Below are 12765 nucleotides of genomic sequence, written 5' to 3' on the forward strand. Positions count from 1 at the left end.
CATGAGCACGCCCCACGTCACCCCCGCGCAGGCGGCGACCGTCGTCGCCCGCCGCCGCAGCCTGTTCCTGCGCGTCCACTTCTGGGCCGCGCTCATCGCCTCGCCGTTCGCGATCCTCGCCGCGCTGACCGGCCTGCTGTACGTGTTCACCCCGCAGGTGGAGGCGGTGCTGCACGGCCACCTCGACCGCGTGGTGCCGGCCGGCCAGGCGCGGCCGCTCGACGACATCGTGCGGGCCGCCGGGGCGGTGGCGCCGGCGGGGCAGCACCTGAAGAACGTGGTCGTGCCGGGTCGCGACGATGCCTCCGTGCAGGTGGTGTTCAGCCCGGCGCGCCACGCGCTGGCGGCGGCGGCCGGCGGCGAGCACGCCGGACACGGCGCACCGGCCGCGGCCGCCGTGGCAGCCCCGATGCCGGCCCGCGCCGGCCACGGGGACCACGCCGGACATGCGGGCCATGGGGCCCACGGCGTTTCCCCCGACAGCATCCCCGCGCCCGTCGCCAACGTCACCTCCACCGCCACCGCCGGCGACCGCCTGCCGCGCGGCACGATCGTCTACGTCGATCCCTACACGGCCAGGGTCCTCGGCAGCCAGGGCGAGATGGAGCGCTTTGGCATGTGGTCCAAGCGCCTGCACTCCTCGCTGCTGCAGGGCGACGGCTGGCGCTGGATGATCGAACTCTCCGCGAGCTGGCTGATGGTCATGCTGCTCACCGGCATCTGGCTGTGGTGGCCCCGGGGCCAGGCGCGCGCCCTGCCCGATGGCAGCGCCCGCGGCCGCAGCGCCTGGAAGCAGTGGCACGGCTTCCTCGGCGTGGCGCTCTCGGTGATGAGCCTCGCGATCCTGAGCACGGGCCTCACCTGGAGCAAGCATGCCGGCGACCAGATCCGCAGCTTCCGCGACGCGATCGGCCAGGCGCCGCCCGCGCCGCCCAAGGGCCTGCAGTCCGTCGCCACGGGCCAGGAGCCGCTCGCCTGGGACGCGATCCTGCAGGCCGCGCGGCGGACTGCGCCGGGCGTCACCCTGCTGCTGACCCCGCCGCGCAACGCGCAAGGCGTGTGGCGCATCGCCAGCTCCGAGCAGACCGAGCCGGGCAGGAAAGTCAACCTGGTGCTCGATGCCTACAGCGGCCGTGCCCTGTTCCAGGCCGGCTGGGAGCAGCAGACCGCCTTCGGCAAGGCCACGGCGATCGGCATTCCCTTCCATCGCGGCGAGTTCGGCGTGTGGAACCAGGTCTTGCTGTTCCTGTTCGGCGCCGGCGTGCTGTTCTCGCTGGCTTCGGGCTGGGTGATGTTCGTGCTGCGCCGCCGCCAGGGCAGCGCCGTGCTGCCGCGGCTGCTGCCCGGCGCCTGGACCTCGCTGCCGCTGGGCGGCTGGATCGCCGGTGCGGTGCTGCTGGCGGCCATGCCGCTGTTCGCGCTGTCGGCGGCCGGGATCGTCCTGCTGGAGATCGCGCTGGTGTGGCGCGAGCGCACGGCGCGCATGGTTCTTGCGCAGGGTTGAACACCATGAAGACGCAACGCAACCTCCTCGTCGCCGGCAGCGTGCTCGTGCTGCACGTCGGCGCCGTGTGGGCCCTGCAAAGCGGCCTGGTGCGGCGCGCGGTCGACAGCGTGGTGCCGGAGACGATCATGGCGGTGCTGATCGAGCCCGAGCCCCCGCAGGTGGTGACACCCCCCAAAGCGGTGGAGACGCCCCTGCCGCCCCCGGTGGCCCACAAGGTGGCGAAGCACGAGCCGCCGCCGCCCGCCCCGCTGCCCGCGCCGCAACCGGTGGCCAAGCCGACCCCGGCGCCGGCGCCGGAAGCGCCGCTGGCCGCCCCCACCCAGGTGGCGCTGGCGCCGATCACGCAGCCGGTCGCCGAGGCCGCGCCGCCGGCGCCGCCCGCACCCGTGGTGGTGGCCAAGGCCGCACCCGCCGCGCCCGTGCCCGTCGAACTGCCATCGACGGATGCCGAGTACCTGCAGAACCCCAAGCCGGCCTACCCCGCGATCAGCCGCAAGCTGCGCGAGCAGGGCAAGGTCGTCGTCGACGTCCTGATCGCCGCCGACGGCAGCGCGCAGCAGGCGAAGGTGCAGGCGTCCAGCGGCTTCGACCGCCTCGACGCCGCCGCCCTCGCGACCGTGCAGCGCTGGCGCTACGTGCCCGGCAAGAAGGGCGGCGTGGCGACGGCCATGTGGTTCAGCGTTCCCATCAATTTCGTTCTGGAGTGATCGCCATGCATCCCCATTTCGGCCTCGCCAACGTCTGGTCCCAGGGCGACCTCGTCACCCGGGGCGTGTTCCTGCTGCTCGGGGGCATGTCGCTCGCCTCGTGGGCGGTCATCGTCGTGAAGTCGCTCGACCAGCGCCGCTGCGCCAAGCAGGCGAAGGCCGTCGACAGCTTCTGGAGCGCGCCCGACTTCGCCACCGGCCTGGCGGACCTGGGCCCCGACGAGGACAACCCCTTCCGCACGCTGGCGCTGGAAGGCCGCGACGCCTCCGCGCACATCGTGCCCAAGGACGGCGGCCCGCGCCTGCAGGACGGCATGGACGCGAGCGACTGGGTCACGCGGTCCCTGCGCAACGCGATCGACGACTGCACCGCGCAACTGCAGGCGGGCCTGGCGATCCTCGCCTCGGTCGGCTCCACCGCGCCCTTCGTGGGCCTGTTCGGCACCGTCTGGGGCATCTACCACGCACTGATGTCGATCGGCGTGGCCGGCCAGGCGACCATCGACAAGGTCGCCGGCCCCATCGGCGAGGCGCTGATCATGACGGCGCTGGGCCTGGCGGTCGCGATCCCCGCGGTGCTGGGCTACAACGCCCTGGTGCGCGGCAACAAGCGCGTGCTGCACAAGCTCAATCGCTTCGCCCACGACCTGCATGCGTACTTCGTGACCGGCGCGCGCGTCGCCGCGAGCGAGCGCCGCGTCGTCCACCTGAAGAAGGCCTGAGGAGCACGCCATGTCCTTCGGCACCCAGGACGACACCTCCGAGGTGATGAACGAGATCAACATGACCCCGCTGGTGGACGTCATGCTGGTGCTGCTGATCGTCTTCATCATCACGGTGCCCGTCATGAAGCACGCGGTCGACATCGACCTGCCGCGCGCGCAGAACCACGCGCAGGAGACGAAGCCGCACACCGTGCGCCTGAGCGTCGATGCGCAGGGCACCTACTACTGGAAAGAGGCGAAGCTGGACGACTCGGAACTCGAGTCGGTGCTCGCCATCGAGGCCTCGAAGAATCCGCAGCCCGAGCTGCACATCCGCGGCGACAAGTCCGTGCGCTACGAGAAGGTCGCCCGGGCGATGGCGGCCGCGCAGCGCGCGGGACTGCGCAAGATTGGCTTCATTACCGAACCGGGAGCGACCCGATGAATCCCCTGACCCATCCCACCCGCCGGTCCGTGCTGCTGGGCGGCCTGGCCCTGCTGGCCGGCTGCGACCACCAGCCGCGCGCCAGCTTCAAGGGCGTCGACCTGAGCGACGCCACCTACAAGGGCGAGTTCCGCCTGAAGGACGCGCAGGGCCGCGAGCGCACCATCGCCGACTACCGCGGCCGCGTCGTGCTGCTGCACTTCGGCTTCACGCAGTGCCCGGACGCCTGCCCCACCGCGCTGGCCCGCGCGGCGCAGGTCCGCCACATCCTGGGCAAGGACGGCGACCTGCTGCAGGTGCTGTTCGTGACGCTGGACCCGGAGCGCGACACGCCGGAAATGCTCAAGGCCTACACCGCGGCCTTCGACCCCACCTTCGTCTCGCTGTCGGGCGATGCGCAGACCACCAAGGCGACGGCCGCCAACTTCAAGGTGTTCTTCCGCAAGGTGCCCACGGGCTCCTCGTACACGCTGGACCACTCGCTGCTGTCCTATGGCTTCGACCCCAACGGCCTGCTGCGCGTGGCGCTGCGCCACAACATGCCGGCGGAAGACTGCGCGCACGACGTGCGCCAGTTGCTCGGCTGAGGGAATGGCGATGCGAAAAACCCTTCTCGCGCTGGTCGGCCTCCTCGCGGCCGCTCCGTGCTTCGCGGATGTGACCGTGGAGGACGCGTGGATCCGCGCCACCGTGCCGGGCCAGAAGTCCAGCGGCGCCTTCATGCAGCTGACCTCCACGACCGACGTCACGCTGGTCGGTGCGCGCTCGCCCGCGGCCGGCGTGGTGGAGATCCACGAGATGGCCATGGACGAGAACATGACCATGCGGATGCGCGCGGTCAAGGGCATCGAGCTGCCCGCGGGCAAGGCCGTGGCGCTCAAGCCCGGTGGCTACCACGTGATGCTGCTGGACCTGAAGGACACCGTGCGGGTGGGGCAGAAGGTGCGCGTCACGCTGCTGCTGAAGGACCGCAAGGGCGAGCTCGACGACATCGACGTGGAGATTCCCGTCAAGCCGTTGAATGCCAGGCTCCAGTAGATCGGTGGCACGGGGCGGGAGCGCGGAGGGCAGGCCGGTGGTGAGCCGCGTCAGCGCGCGAACCCCAGCGCTTCGCGCATCGCTGGGGTTCGCAAGGCTCACCGCCAGCCTACGAGTCCGCTGCATCCAGCCGCCGCGCCCGCTCCTCCATCAGCTGTCGCTCCCGCGCATTCCCCGCGAGCGCGGCAGCCTCGCGGAACGCCACGCGCGCCTCTTCGTGACGCCCCAGCTTCTCCAGCAGATCGCCATGCACGCCCGGCAACCACTGGTAGCGCCGCAGCGCCGGATCGGCGCGCAGCCGCTCGACGATCGCCAGCGCCGCCGCCGGCCCCTCGGCCTGCGCGATGGCGACCGCGCGATTGAGCTCCACCACCGGCGAGGGCGCGACTTCGGCCAGCGTGCCGTAGAGGGCGGCGATGCGCGCCCAGTCGGTCTCGGCGCTGGAGGGCGCACGCGCGTGGCAGGCCGCGATCGCCGCCTGCAGCGCGTACACGCCGCGCGCGCCGCCCAGGCCTTCCGCGCGCTGCAGTGCCTCCAGCCCGCGCCGCACCAGCAGCGGATCCCAGCGGCGCCGGTCCTGGTCGGCCAGCAGGATCGGCCGGCCCTGCGCGTCGGTGCGCGCGGCCATGCGCGAGGCCTGCAGTTCCATGAGCGCCAGCAGGCCGTGCACCTCGGGCTCGCGCGCTGCGATGCCGGCCAGCATGCGGCCCAGGCGCAGCGCCTCCTGCGCGAGCTCGGGCCGCATCCAGTCGCTGCCGGCCGTCGCGGTGTAGCCCTCGTTGAAGACCAGGTACACCACTTCCAGCACCGAGGCCAGGCGCGGCGCCAGCTCCGCGCCGCGCGGCACTTCGTAGGGCACCTTCTCGCTGGCGAGCGTGCGCTTGGCGCGCACGATGCGCTGCGCGATGGTGGGCTCCGGCACCAGGTAGGCGCGCGCGATCTCGTGCGTGGTGAGCCCGCCCAGCAGGCGCAGCGTGAGCGCCACCCGCGCCTCCTGCGGCAGCACCGGGTGGCAGGCCGTGAAGATCAGCCGCAGCAGGTCGTCGCCGATGTCGTCCTGCCGCGCGGCATCGAGCGCGTCGACGAAGTCGGGCACGACCAGCGCCTCCTGCGCCTGCAGGTCCTGGCCGACTTCCTCCAGCTTCTCGCCCTGCATCTTCGCGCGGCGCAGGTGGTCGAGCGCGCGGCGCTTGGCGGTGGTCATCAGCCACGCCGCGGGATTGTCGGGAATGCCCTCGCGCGGCCAGTGCTCCAGGGCGGCGACCAGCGCGTCCTGCGCCAGTTCCTCGGCCACGCCGACGTCGCGCACCATGCGCGCGACGACGGCGGTGATGCGTGCCGCATCGAGCCGCCAGACCGCGGCGATCGCCTGGTGCGTGGCCGAGTGCATGCGAGCAGCCCGGACCCTAGGCCTGCGGCGGCGCCGCGTTCGGGTCCATCCACACCAGCTCCCACACGTGGCCGTCCGGGTCCTCGAAGCCATGGCCGTACATGAACCCGTGATCCTGCGGCGCGTTGGGCGCGGTGCCGCCGGCGGCGAGCGCCTTGCGCACCAGCGCGTCGACCTCGTCGCGGCTCGCGCACGACAGGCACACGATCACCTCGGTGGTCTCGCGCGCGTTGGCGACGGGCTTCTTGGTGAAGGTCTGGAAGAAGGGCTCCACCAGCAGCATCGCGTAGATCGTCTCGGAGACGACCATGCAGGCGCCCTGCTCGTTGGTGAACTGCGGGTTGAAGGAGAAGCCGAGCGCGGCGAAGAAGGCCTTGGAGCGCTCCATGTCGCGGATCGGCAGGTTGACGAAGATCTGGCGGGCGGCGGTCATGGCGGGGGCTCCGGTTCAGCGCATCCCGATGTCGCGGAAGCGCGCGGTGGTCTTCTCCTCGACGAGGCCCTCGAAGTCCGCCAGCTCGTACAGCTGCCGCACCTCGATGTGGCAGGGAATGCCTTCGCCCACCGGGTTGGGGAAGCGGCGCGACCACTCGATGGCCTCGTCGCGGGTGCGGGTCTGGACCAGCGTGTAGCCGGCGATCAGTTCCTTGGTCTCGGCGAACGGGCCGTCCACGATGCTGCGCCGGCCGCCGTCGTACTGCACGCGCCAGCCCTTGGCCGTGGGTTGCAGGCCCGAGGCGTCCAGCAGTGCGCCGGCGCGCGCGAGTTCCTCGTGGTAGCTCGCCATCGCCTGGAAGACCTTCTCGCTGTCTTCCGGAAAGCGCCCGGCTTCGCTGTCGGGGGTGGCCTTGACGATGAACATGAAACGCATGGCGGGTCTCCTGGTGGCAGGCCGGGGATCGGCCTTCATTTCCACGACGACGCAGGTTGTCGAATTTCGACATCCGCCGGTCGGGAAAAACCCGCAGCGGCCCCAAAGGCTCTCGCAACCTGCGCGTACAACAGTCACAATTTGCAACGAGGAGGGAGTTCCATCATGGTTTATGCACGCACGCTTGTTTTCACCGTCCTGGCCTGCTGCCTGAGCGCCGCATTCGCCCAGGGCACGACGAGCGCACCCGCGGCCAACGCCGCGTCCGCACCCGCACCCGCCGCCGCCGCGGCGCCGCGCCCCACCGAGAACACGGCGGAGCTCGACGAGGTGTCGCGCCTCATGCGCGCCGGCAAGCTGCAGGAAGCACTGGTGCTCGCGGACGCCGTCGTCCAATCCTACGAGGACCGCTATCGCCGCGGCAAGATCCAGGTGTTCGCCTCGCGCAGCCCCGCCGAGGCGCAGGCCTACCTGAACGAGATGGGCCGCAAGCCGACGCCGGGCAAGGAGGCCATGGAAGCCGGCGTGTATCCGTCCACCTGGGGCGACGCCTACTACCTCAAGAGTTTCATCCTGACCGAGATGAAGCGCTTCCCCGACGCCCGCAAGGCGATCGAGGCGGCGGTGGCGCTCGCGCCGCACAACGCGGCGTACCGCGCGGAACTCGGCCAGCTGGTGCTGAAGGAAAAGAACTTCGACCAGGCGGCCAAGGAGTTCAAGCGTGCCGAGACGGACGCGCGCGAGTTCTCGCCCACCAGCGTGCGCAATCGCGAACTGGCGCGGGCGCTGCGCGGGCAGGCCTTCGTGCTGGTGGAGAAGAAGGACCTGGACGGCGCGGAGAAGATCTACAACGAGTGCCTCAAGCTCGACGCCAACGACCCCGTCGCCAAGGCCGAACTGCGCTACATCGCGCAGAAGCGCGCGCAGCAGCAGTCCGGTGCCGGCAAGTGATGCTCGCGAGCCCGGGTTCCTACAGGTAGCAGGGCGCCGTCTCCCGCACTTCCACCGTCGCCCATTCGGCGGCGGGGCAGCGGCGGGCGATGGCGAGCGCCTCCTCGCGGGTGGCGCAATCGAGCAGGAAGAAGCCGCCGATCATTTCCTTGGCTTCGGCAAAGGGGCCGTCGAGCACCTGCGCCTGGCCGCCGCGCACCCGCACGCGCGCGGCCTTTTCCTGCGACGCGAGCGATTCCACGGCGAGCAGCTTGTCCTGGCGCCTGAGCGTCTCGGCGAAATCGACCATGCGCTGGAACACCGCCTCGCCTTCGGCGCGGGTGCGCGTGCCGCGCTGGGCGGGGTCTTCGAGGATCACGAGCATGTAGGCCATGCGCGGGATGATAGGCGGGGCGCCGGCGCGCGTCACGCGCGCTCGCGCGTGAGCAGGCGCCCCAGCACCCACAGCGCCGCGGCCACGTAGACCAGGCCCGCGGGCACCCACATCACCAGGCCACCGAGCTGCTGGTCCTGCGCCGGATCGAGGCCGAGCGCGAGCGTCGTCGCGACATACGGTGCGTACCAGGGCTGCGGAGCGAGGCTCAGCAAGGCGCCGAGCGCGCCGGTGTGCATCATCGTCGCGAAGAGCGACGCGGCCGAGTGCCCCGCGCCGTAGCGGCCGCGCGGGTCGTGCCCCAGCACCGACCACCAGAAGAAGAGCGCCGTGCCGAGGAAGGACGCATGCTGCGCGATATGCCAGCCTTCGTGCGCCAGCGCCGCGTCGAAGGCCGACGGCAGGTGCCAGGCCCACAGCGCGATCGCATGCAGCGCGAACGCAGCGAGCGGATCGGTGAGCGCCGACCACGCGCCCGACCAGCCGCGCGTGGCGAACAGCCGGCCGGCCGCGCGCCGCTGCGCCGGTGCCAGCGCCCAGGTCCAGGCCGCCAGCGGCCGGCCCAGCACCAGCAGGGGCGCGGCCAGCACCATCAGCAGCTCGTGCTGCACCATGTGCACGGAGAACAGCTGGCCGCCGAAGGCATCGATCGGCGAGACCAGCGCCGCGGCGAGCGTGATCCATCCGAGCGCGAAGCAGCCGGCCTCTTGCGCGCCGACGCCGCGCGCCCCGCCCGCATGGCGCCACAGCCGCCGCAGGCCGATGCCATAGGCGACGGCGGAGAGCGCCAGCAGCGCGAGCAGCCAGGGCGCGAAGTTCCAGCTCCACGGCGCTGCGCCCGCCGCGGCGGTCGTCGTGTGCGCAAGGGCCGCGAGCGGCAGCGCCGCCGCCAGCGCGATCAGGGCCCGCACGGCGTGAGCACCCACGTGGTGGACCACATCGCGAGGATCACCAGCGCCGCCAGCGCGCCGACCGCGGCCGCCATGTTGGCCAGGAAGCGGTGGCGGCCGTGATGTTCGTCGCTGTCCATCGAGGCCGGCTCGGGCCGGCGCAGCGAGGACTCGCCGAAGGCCAGCACCGCCAGCACCACCACCACCGCCAGGGCGACGGCGGCGAACAGGTGCAGCTGCAGCCGCGTCTGCGCGCTGCACGACGGCGTGACCATCGCGTACATGACGCTCTGCGTCCCCAGCGCCACCGACGGCGCGATGACGAGGGCGGCCCAGCTCCTGATGCTCATGACGCGCGGGCCCCCCAGTAAATGACGAAGTAGATCGGCAGCCAGGCCACGACCACGAAGTACCAGTAGAACGAGTTCTCGCTCACGTCCACGTAGCGCTTGCCGTCGAGCGGCCCGGTGAAGAACAGCACCGTGAGCACCGCCGTGTCCAGCAGGTCGGTGACGATGTGCGTCGTATGCAGGCCGAGCAGCAGCCACACGACCGAGCCGTACGCGCTGCTGTCCCAGCGCACGTTCAGCGTGGCGAACTCGAAGCCGCGGATGACGGTGAAGGCGATGCCGAACAGCGTGCTCACCACCAGCCACCGCCGCACGCCGCGCAGGTCCAGTTTCTCGGCCGCGCGCTTGGCCCGGTGCGCGGGGACGAAGCTGGCCAGCATCACGACGGTGTTGAGGGTGCCCCAGCGCAGGTCCGGCGGCAGTGCGCTCAGCGGCCAGGTCTCCTGGTGGCTGCGCAGGTAGAAGTAGGCCATGATCGAAAGCGCGAAGACCGTGCTCTCGATCGCCATCACGCCCAGCGTGCCCCACCACATCAGGCTGCGGTGGGAGAAGACGACGGTGGGCAGTTCCGCGACGTCCAGCGCCCGCCCCTTGGCCACGGCTTCGTTCATGCGTTCTCCGCGACGAGGGAGGGATCCAGTTTTTCCAGCGCCAGCTCCTCTTCCGCCTCGCGCCGGTTCGGCCAGAACCACCAGACCAGCGCGATCACCACCGGCACGGACCCCCACAGCACCGCCCAGGGCGTGAAGATGGAGCCGATGAAGAGCACCGTCGTCGCCAGCGCAGCGAGGAAGGGCGAGGCACTGGATTCGGGGTACATCATGCGGCTGTCCGGCTTCGCGTCGGCGACCGTGGTGCACAGCACTTCGCGCACGTCGGCGGCGAGGCCGCAGACGTGGTCCGGCTGCCCCTCGGGCACGCCCTGCCACACCGGATCGCGCCCGTACACCACGGGGGTGGCGACGAAGCTGCACACGCGCGGCGGCGACTCGGTCGCCCATTCCAGGGTGCCGCCGCCCCAAGGGTCGGGCCCGGCGGGCACGCCGTGGCGCGCGCTGCGCACGGCGTTCACCAGGGTGAGGAAGATCCCCAGCGCCAGCGTGACGGCGCCGAGCGTGGACAGCAGGTTCAGCGTGCCCCAGCCCATTTCCACCGGATAGGTGTACACGCGGCGCGGCATGCCGTTCATCCCGAGCAAGTGCATGGGAAAGAAGGCCACGTTGAAGCCGACGAACATCAGCCAGAAGCTCCAGCGCCCGAGCTGCTCGGACATCAGCCGCCCCGTGAACTTGGGATACCAGTAGTACAGCGCGCCGAACAGCGGGAACACCGCGCCTCCGAGCAGCACGTAGTGCAGGTGCGCGACGACGAAGTACGAGTCGTGCACCTGCGAGTCGAGCGACACCGAGGCGAGCATCAGGCCCGTCATGCCGCCGATCACCAGGATCACGAAGAAGGACAGCACGTAGTACAGGGGCACCTTGAAGTTCAGCCGGCCAGTCCACAGCGTGGCGATCCAGCAGTAGATCTGCACCGCCGTCGGGATGGCGATCAGCATGCTGGCCGCGGTGAAGAAGGTCTTGCCCAGCTCCGGCACGTTGGTGGCGAACATGTGGTGCACCCACAGGCCGAAGGAGAGGAAGCCGGTGGCGATGACCGACAGCACCATCGCCGTGTAGCCGAACATCGGCCGGCGCGCGAAGGTCGGGATCATCGCGGACATGAAGCCCAGCCCCGGGATGAAGATCATGTAGACCTCGGGGTGGCCGAAGAACCAGAACAGGTGCTGCCACAGCAGCACGTCGCCGCCCTCGCCCGGGTTGTAGAAGTGGGTGGCGACCAGCCGGTCCAGGATCAGCAGCGTGCTGGCCAGCGCCACCGCCGGCATCGCGAACAGGATCATGAAGGCCACCACCAGCATCGCCCACACGTAGAGCGGGATGCGGTTCAAGGTCATGCCCGGCGCCCGCAGCTTGAACACGGTGCAGATGATGATGATCGCGTCCAGCAGCGCCGACACCTCCGTGAAGGTGATCATCTGGGCCCAGATGTCGTTGCGCTTGCCGGCGCCGTATTCGGGCCCGGCCAGCGGCACGTAGGAGAACCAGCCCGCATCCGGCCCCGAGTTGACGAGGAACGCCGCGTACAGCATCACGCCGCCGAACAGGAAGATCCAGTACGAGTACGCGGTCATGCGCGGGAACGCCGTCGCGCGCGCGCCGATCATCAGCGGCACGAGGTAGATCGCCACCGCCTGCATCACCGGCACGGCGAACAGGAACATCATGGTGGACCCGTGCATGGTGAAGACCTGGTTGTACAGGTCGGGGCCCAGCAGGGTGTTGCCGGGGCGCGCGAGCTGCAGCCGCATCGCCGCCGCCAGCAGGCCGCCCAGCGCGAAGAACACCAGGCAGGTGACCAGGAAGCGCTTGCCGATGGTCTTGTGGTTGATGGCGCAGAACCAGCCGAAGAAGCCCGGCGGGTCCTGCCAGGTCTCGTCCAGCACGCGCGCCACCACCTCGCCGCCGGCCAGGCCGTCCTTGGTCCTGCCCTTGTGCGGATGCGGCTTCTCGCCGAGCGGTCCCTGCCTCATTGCAATGTTCCGAGATAGCTGACGATGGCGGCGAGGTCCTCGCCGGACATGGGGTTGGCCGGCATGTTCACGCCGGGCTTGTGCCGCTGCGGATCGGCGATCCAGCTCGCCAGGTTGCCGGGGTCGTTGGGCAGCGTCCCCGCCGCCAGGGTGCGGCGGCTGGCCAGGTGCGTGAGGTCCGGGGCCTTCCGGCCCTGTGCCAGCGTGCCCTGGATGGCGTGGCACATGGCGCAGCTGACCGACTGGAACAGCTGCTTGCCGCGCTGCGCCTGGGCCTGCATGGGTTCGGGCGCGGGCGCGAGCTGCTGCCTGCGCCAGCGCTCGTAGTCCTCGGGCGCCTGCGCGTGCACCTCGAAGGCCATGAACGCATGCTGGAAGCCGCAGAACTCGGCGCACTGGCCGCGATAGATGCCGGGCTGGTCGGCGCGGAAGGCGAGCGTGGCGGTGCGCCCGGGGACCAGGTCGCGCTTGCCCGTGAGGCTGGGGATCCACAGGCTGTGGATCACGTCGCTCGCATTGAGCTGCACCACGACCGGCCGGCCCACCGGCACGTGGATCTCGTTGGCCGTCTCGAAGGTCTCCGACACCGGGCCGTCGATGTACTTCACCGACCACCACCACTGGTGCCCCGTCACCTGGATGTGGACGGCGTCCTGCAGCGGCAGGCGCGCCAGCGCGCGGTCGGTGAAGACGCTCGCGGCCAGCAGGACGAACAGCCCGAGGATGGTGATCGCGACCGCGGTCGTCACGGCGCGGCCCAGCCGCGGCTCGGGCACGTTGACGGTGCCCAGGTCCGGCGCCTGGGGCGCTTCGATCCGCGGTGCGCGCCGCAGCGCCAGGAACAGGGCCGCCAGGAGCGCGGCGAAGACGATGCCGCAGATCGCCAGGAAGATGTTCCACAGCCAGGCCACGTGCGCGGCCTGCGGCCCCCACGCGCTCAGCATGT

At 70.9% G+C, this 12765-nt stretch carries 16 protein-coding genes; 7 read left to right on the forward strand and 9 right to left on the reverse strand.

Going from position 1 to position 12765, the window contains the following annotated elements:
* The first annotated feature begins 1 nt into the window (after position 1).
* Genes WG923_RS01985 through WG923_RS02010 form a run of 6 tightly spaced genes read left to right on the forward strand, consistent with a single transcriptional unit; the run spans position 2 to position 4401 of the window.
* A complete protein-coding gene (locus WG923_RS01985; RefSeq protein ID WP_340349227.1) occupies positions 2–1504 on the forward strand; it encodes a PepSY-associated TM helix domain-containing protein in 1503 nt (500 codons plus the stop codon).
* A gap of 5 nt (positions 1505–1509) precedes the next feature.
* Positions 1510–2214, forward strand: a complete 705-nt coding sequence (locus WG923_RS01990; RefSeq protein WP_340349228.1) for an energy transducer TonB — start codon at positions 1510–1512, stop codon at positions 2212–2214.
* 5 nt (positions 2215–2219) lie between these two features.
* Positions 2220–2936: a MotA/TolQ/ExbB proton channel family protein gene (locus tag WG923_RS01995; protein ID WP_340349229.1), complete on the forward strand. Its 717-nt coding sequence runs from the start codon at positions 2220–2222 to the stop codon at positions 2934–2936.
* Positions 2937–2946: 10 nt separating this feature from the next.
* Positions 2947–3363, forward strand: a complete 417-nt coding sequence (locus tag WG923_RS02000) for an ExbD/TolR family protein (protein WP_340349230.1) — start codon at positions 2947–2949, stop codon at positions 3361–3363.
* Positions 3360–3950: an SCO family protein gene (locus WG923_RS02005; protein ID WP_340349231.1), complete on the forward strand. Its 591-nt coding sequence runs from the start codon at positions 3360–3362 to the stop codon at positions 3948–3950. The genes WG923_RS02000 and WG923_RS02005 overlap by 4 nt, the downstream gene beginning before the upstream one ends.
* A 10-nt stretch (positions 3951–3960) precedes the next feature.
* Positions 3961–4401, forward strand: coding sequence for a copper chaperone PCu(A)C (locus WG923_RS02010; protein ID WP_340349232.1), 441 nt, complete (start codon positions 3961–3963; stop codon positions 4399–4401).
* 109 nt (positions 4402–4510) lie between these two features.
* On the opposite strand, the gene WG923_RS02015 is transcribed toward WG923_RS02010, so the two are convergent.
* From WG923_RS02015 to WG923_RS02025, 3 genes are read right to left on the reverse strand one after another with little or no spacing between them, the layout of a single operon-like run.
* Positions 4511–5791 carry an RNA polymerase sigma factor gene (locus WG923_RS02015; protein WP_340349233.1) on the reverse strand — a complete coding sequence of 427 codons (1281 nt, stop codon included), beginning with the start codon at positions 5789–5791 and terminating at the stop codon, positions 4511–4513.
* 16 nt (positions 5792–5807) lie between these two features.
* Positions 5808–6224 carry a VOC family protein gene (locus WG923_RS02020; RefSeq protein ID WP_340349234.1) on the reverse strand — a complete coding sequence of 139 codons (417 nt, stop codon included), beginning with the start codon at positions 6222–6224 and terminating at the stop codon, positions 5808–5810.
* Positions 6225–6239: 15 nt separating this feature from the next.
* The gene (locus tag WG923_RS02025; protein WP_340349235.1) at positions 6240–6662 is read right to left on the reverse strand and encodes a YciI family protein; all 423 of its coding nucleotides are present in this window, start codon (positions 6660–6662) and stop codon (positions 6240–6242) included.
* A 165-nt stretch (positions 6663–6827) separates the two neighbouring features.
* Between WG923_RS02025 and WG923_RS02030 the strand changes: the two genes are divergently transcribed.
* On the forward strand, positions 6828–7613 hold the full coding sequence (locus WG923_RS02030; protein WP_340349236.1) for a tetratricopeptide repeat protein: 786 nt from the start codon (positions 6828–6830) through the stop codon (positions 7611–7613).
* 19 nt (positions 7614–7632) lie between these two features.
* Here WG923_RS02030 and WG923_RS02035 read toward each other — a convergent pair whose 3' ends face one another.
* Genes WG923_RS02035 through coxB form a run of 6 tightly spaced genes read right to left on the reverse strand, consistent with a single transcriptional unit; the run spans position 7633 to position 12763 of the window.
* Complete coding sequence (locus WG923_RS02035) at positions 7633–7986, reverse strand: YciI family protein (RefSeq protein ID WP_340349237.1); 354 nt, start codon at positions 7984–7986, stop codon at positions 7633–7635.
* A gap of 32 nt (positions 7987–8018) precedes the next feature.
* Positions 8019–8912 carry a cytochrome c oxidase assembly protein gene (locus WG923_RS02040; RefSeq protein WP_340349238.1) on the reverse strand — a complete coding sequence of 298 codons (894 nt, stop codon included), beginning with the start codon at positions 8910–8912 and terminating at the stop codon, positions 8019–8021.
* Positions 8885–9226: a hypothetical protein gene (locus tag WG923_RS02045; protein WP_340349239.1), complete on the reverse strand. Its 342-nt coding sequence runs from the start codon at positions 9224–9226 to the stop codon at positions 8885–8887. The genes WG923_RS02040 and WG923_RS02045 overlap by 28 nt, the downstream gene beginning before the upstream one ends.
* Positions 9223–9837: a cytochrome c oxidase subunit 3 gene (locus WG923_RS02050; RefSeq protein WP_340349240.1), complete on the reverse strand. Its 615-nt coding sequence runs from the start codon at positions 9835–9837 to the stop codon at positions 9223–9225. Before WG923_RS02050 ends, WG923_RS02045 begins: the two co-directional genes overlap by 4 nt.
* Positions 9834–11819, reverse strand: a complete 1986-nt coding sequence (ctaD, locus tag WG923_RS02055) for a cytochrome c oxidase subunit I (protein WP_340349241.1) — start codon at positions 11817–11819, stop codon at positions 9834–9836. The genes WG923_RS02050 and ctaD overlap by 4 nt, the downstream gene beginning before the upstream one ends.
* A complete protein-coding gene (coxB, locus tag WG923_RS02060) occupies positions 11816–12763 on the reverse strand; it encodes a cytochrome c oxidase subunit II (RefSeq protein WP_340349339.1) in 948 nt (315 codons plus the stop codon). The genes ctaD and coxB overlap by 4 nt, the downstream gene beginning before the upstream one ends.
* Positions 12764–12765 lie beyond the last annotated feature (2 nt).

This window comes from Ramlibacter sp. AN1133, from assembly GCF_037890035.1.
In the GTDB taxonomy this organism is placed as follows: Bacteria; Pseudomonadota; Gammaproteobacteria; order Burkholderiales; family Burkholderiaceae_C; genus Ramlibacter.

Excerpts from the sequence above, each read along its gene's own strand:
- WG923_RS01985 (WP_340349227.1), top strand. The coding sequence starts at position 2 with ATGAGCACGCCCCACGTCACCCCCGCGCAGGCGGCGACCGTCGTCGCC.
- WG923_RS01990 (WP_340349228.1), top strand. The coding sequence starts at position 1,510 with ATGAAGACGCAACGCAACCTCCTCGTCGCCGGCAGCGTGCTCGTGCTG.
- WG923_RS01995 (WP_340349229.1), top strand. The coding sequence starts at position 2,220 with ATGCATCCCCATTTCGGCCTCGCCAACGTCTGGTCCCAGGGCGACCTC.
- WG923_RS02000 (WP_340349230.1), top strand. The coding sequence starts at position 2,947 with ATGTCCTTCGGCACCCAGGACGACACCTCCGAGGTGATGAACGAGATC.
- WG923_RS02005 (WP_340349231.1), top strand. The coding sequence starts at position 3,360 with ATGAATCCCCTGACCCATCCCACCCGCCGGTCCGTGCTGCTGGGCGGC.
- WG923_RS02010 (WP_340349232.1), top strand. The coding sequence starts at position 3,961 with ATGCGAAAAACCCTTCTCGCGCTGGTCGGCCTCCTCGCGGCCGCTCCG.
- WG923_RS02015 (WP_340349233.1), bottom strand. The coding sequence starts at position 5,791 with ATGCACTCGGCCACGCACCAGGCGATCGCCGCGGTCTGGCGGCTCGAT.
- WG923_RS02020 (WP_340349234.1), bottom strand. The coding sequence starts at position 6,224 with ATGACCGCCGCCCGCCAGATCTTCGTCAACCTGCCGATCCGCGACATG.
- WG923_RS02025 (WP_340349235.1), bottom strand. The coding sequence starts at position 6,662 with ATGCGTTTCATGTTCATCGTCAAGGCCACCCCCGACAGCGAAGCCGGG.
- WG923_RS02030 (WP_340349236.1), top strand. The coding sequence starts at position 6,828 with ATGGTTTATGCACGCACGCTTGTTTTCACCGTCCTGGCCTGCTGCCTG.
- WG923_RS02035 (WP_340349237.1), bottom strand. The coding sequence starts at position 7,986 with ATGGCCTACATGCTCGTGATCCTCGAAGACCCCGCCCAGCGCGGCACG.
- WG923_RS02045 (WP_340349239.1), bottom strand. The coding sequence starts at position 9,226 with ATGAGCATCAGGAGCTGGGCCGCCCTCGTCATCGCGCCGTCGGTGGCG.
- WG923_RS02050 (WP_340349240.1), bottom strand. The coding sequence starts at position 9,837 with ATGAACGAAGCCGTGGCCAAGGGGCGGGCGCTGGACGTCGCGGAACTG.
- ctaD (WP_340349241.1), bottom strand. The coding sequence starts at position 11,819 with ATGAGGCAGGGACCGCTCGGCGAGAAGCCGCATCCGCACAAGGGCAGG.
- coxB (WP_340349339.1), bottom strand. The coding sequence starts at position 12,763 with ATGCTGAGCGCGTGGGGGCCGCAGGCCGCGCACGTGGCCTGGCTGTGG.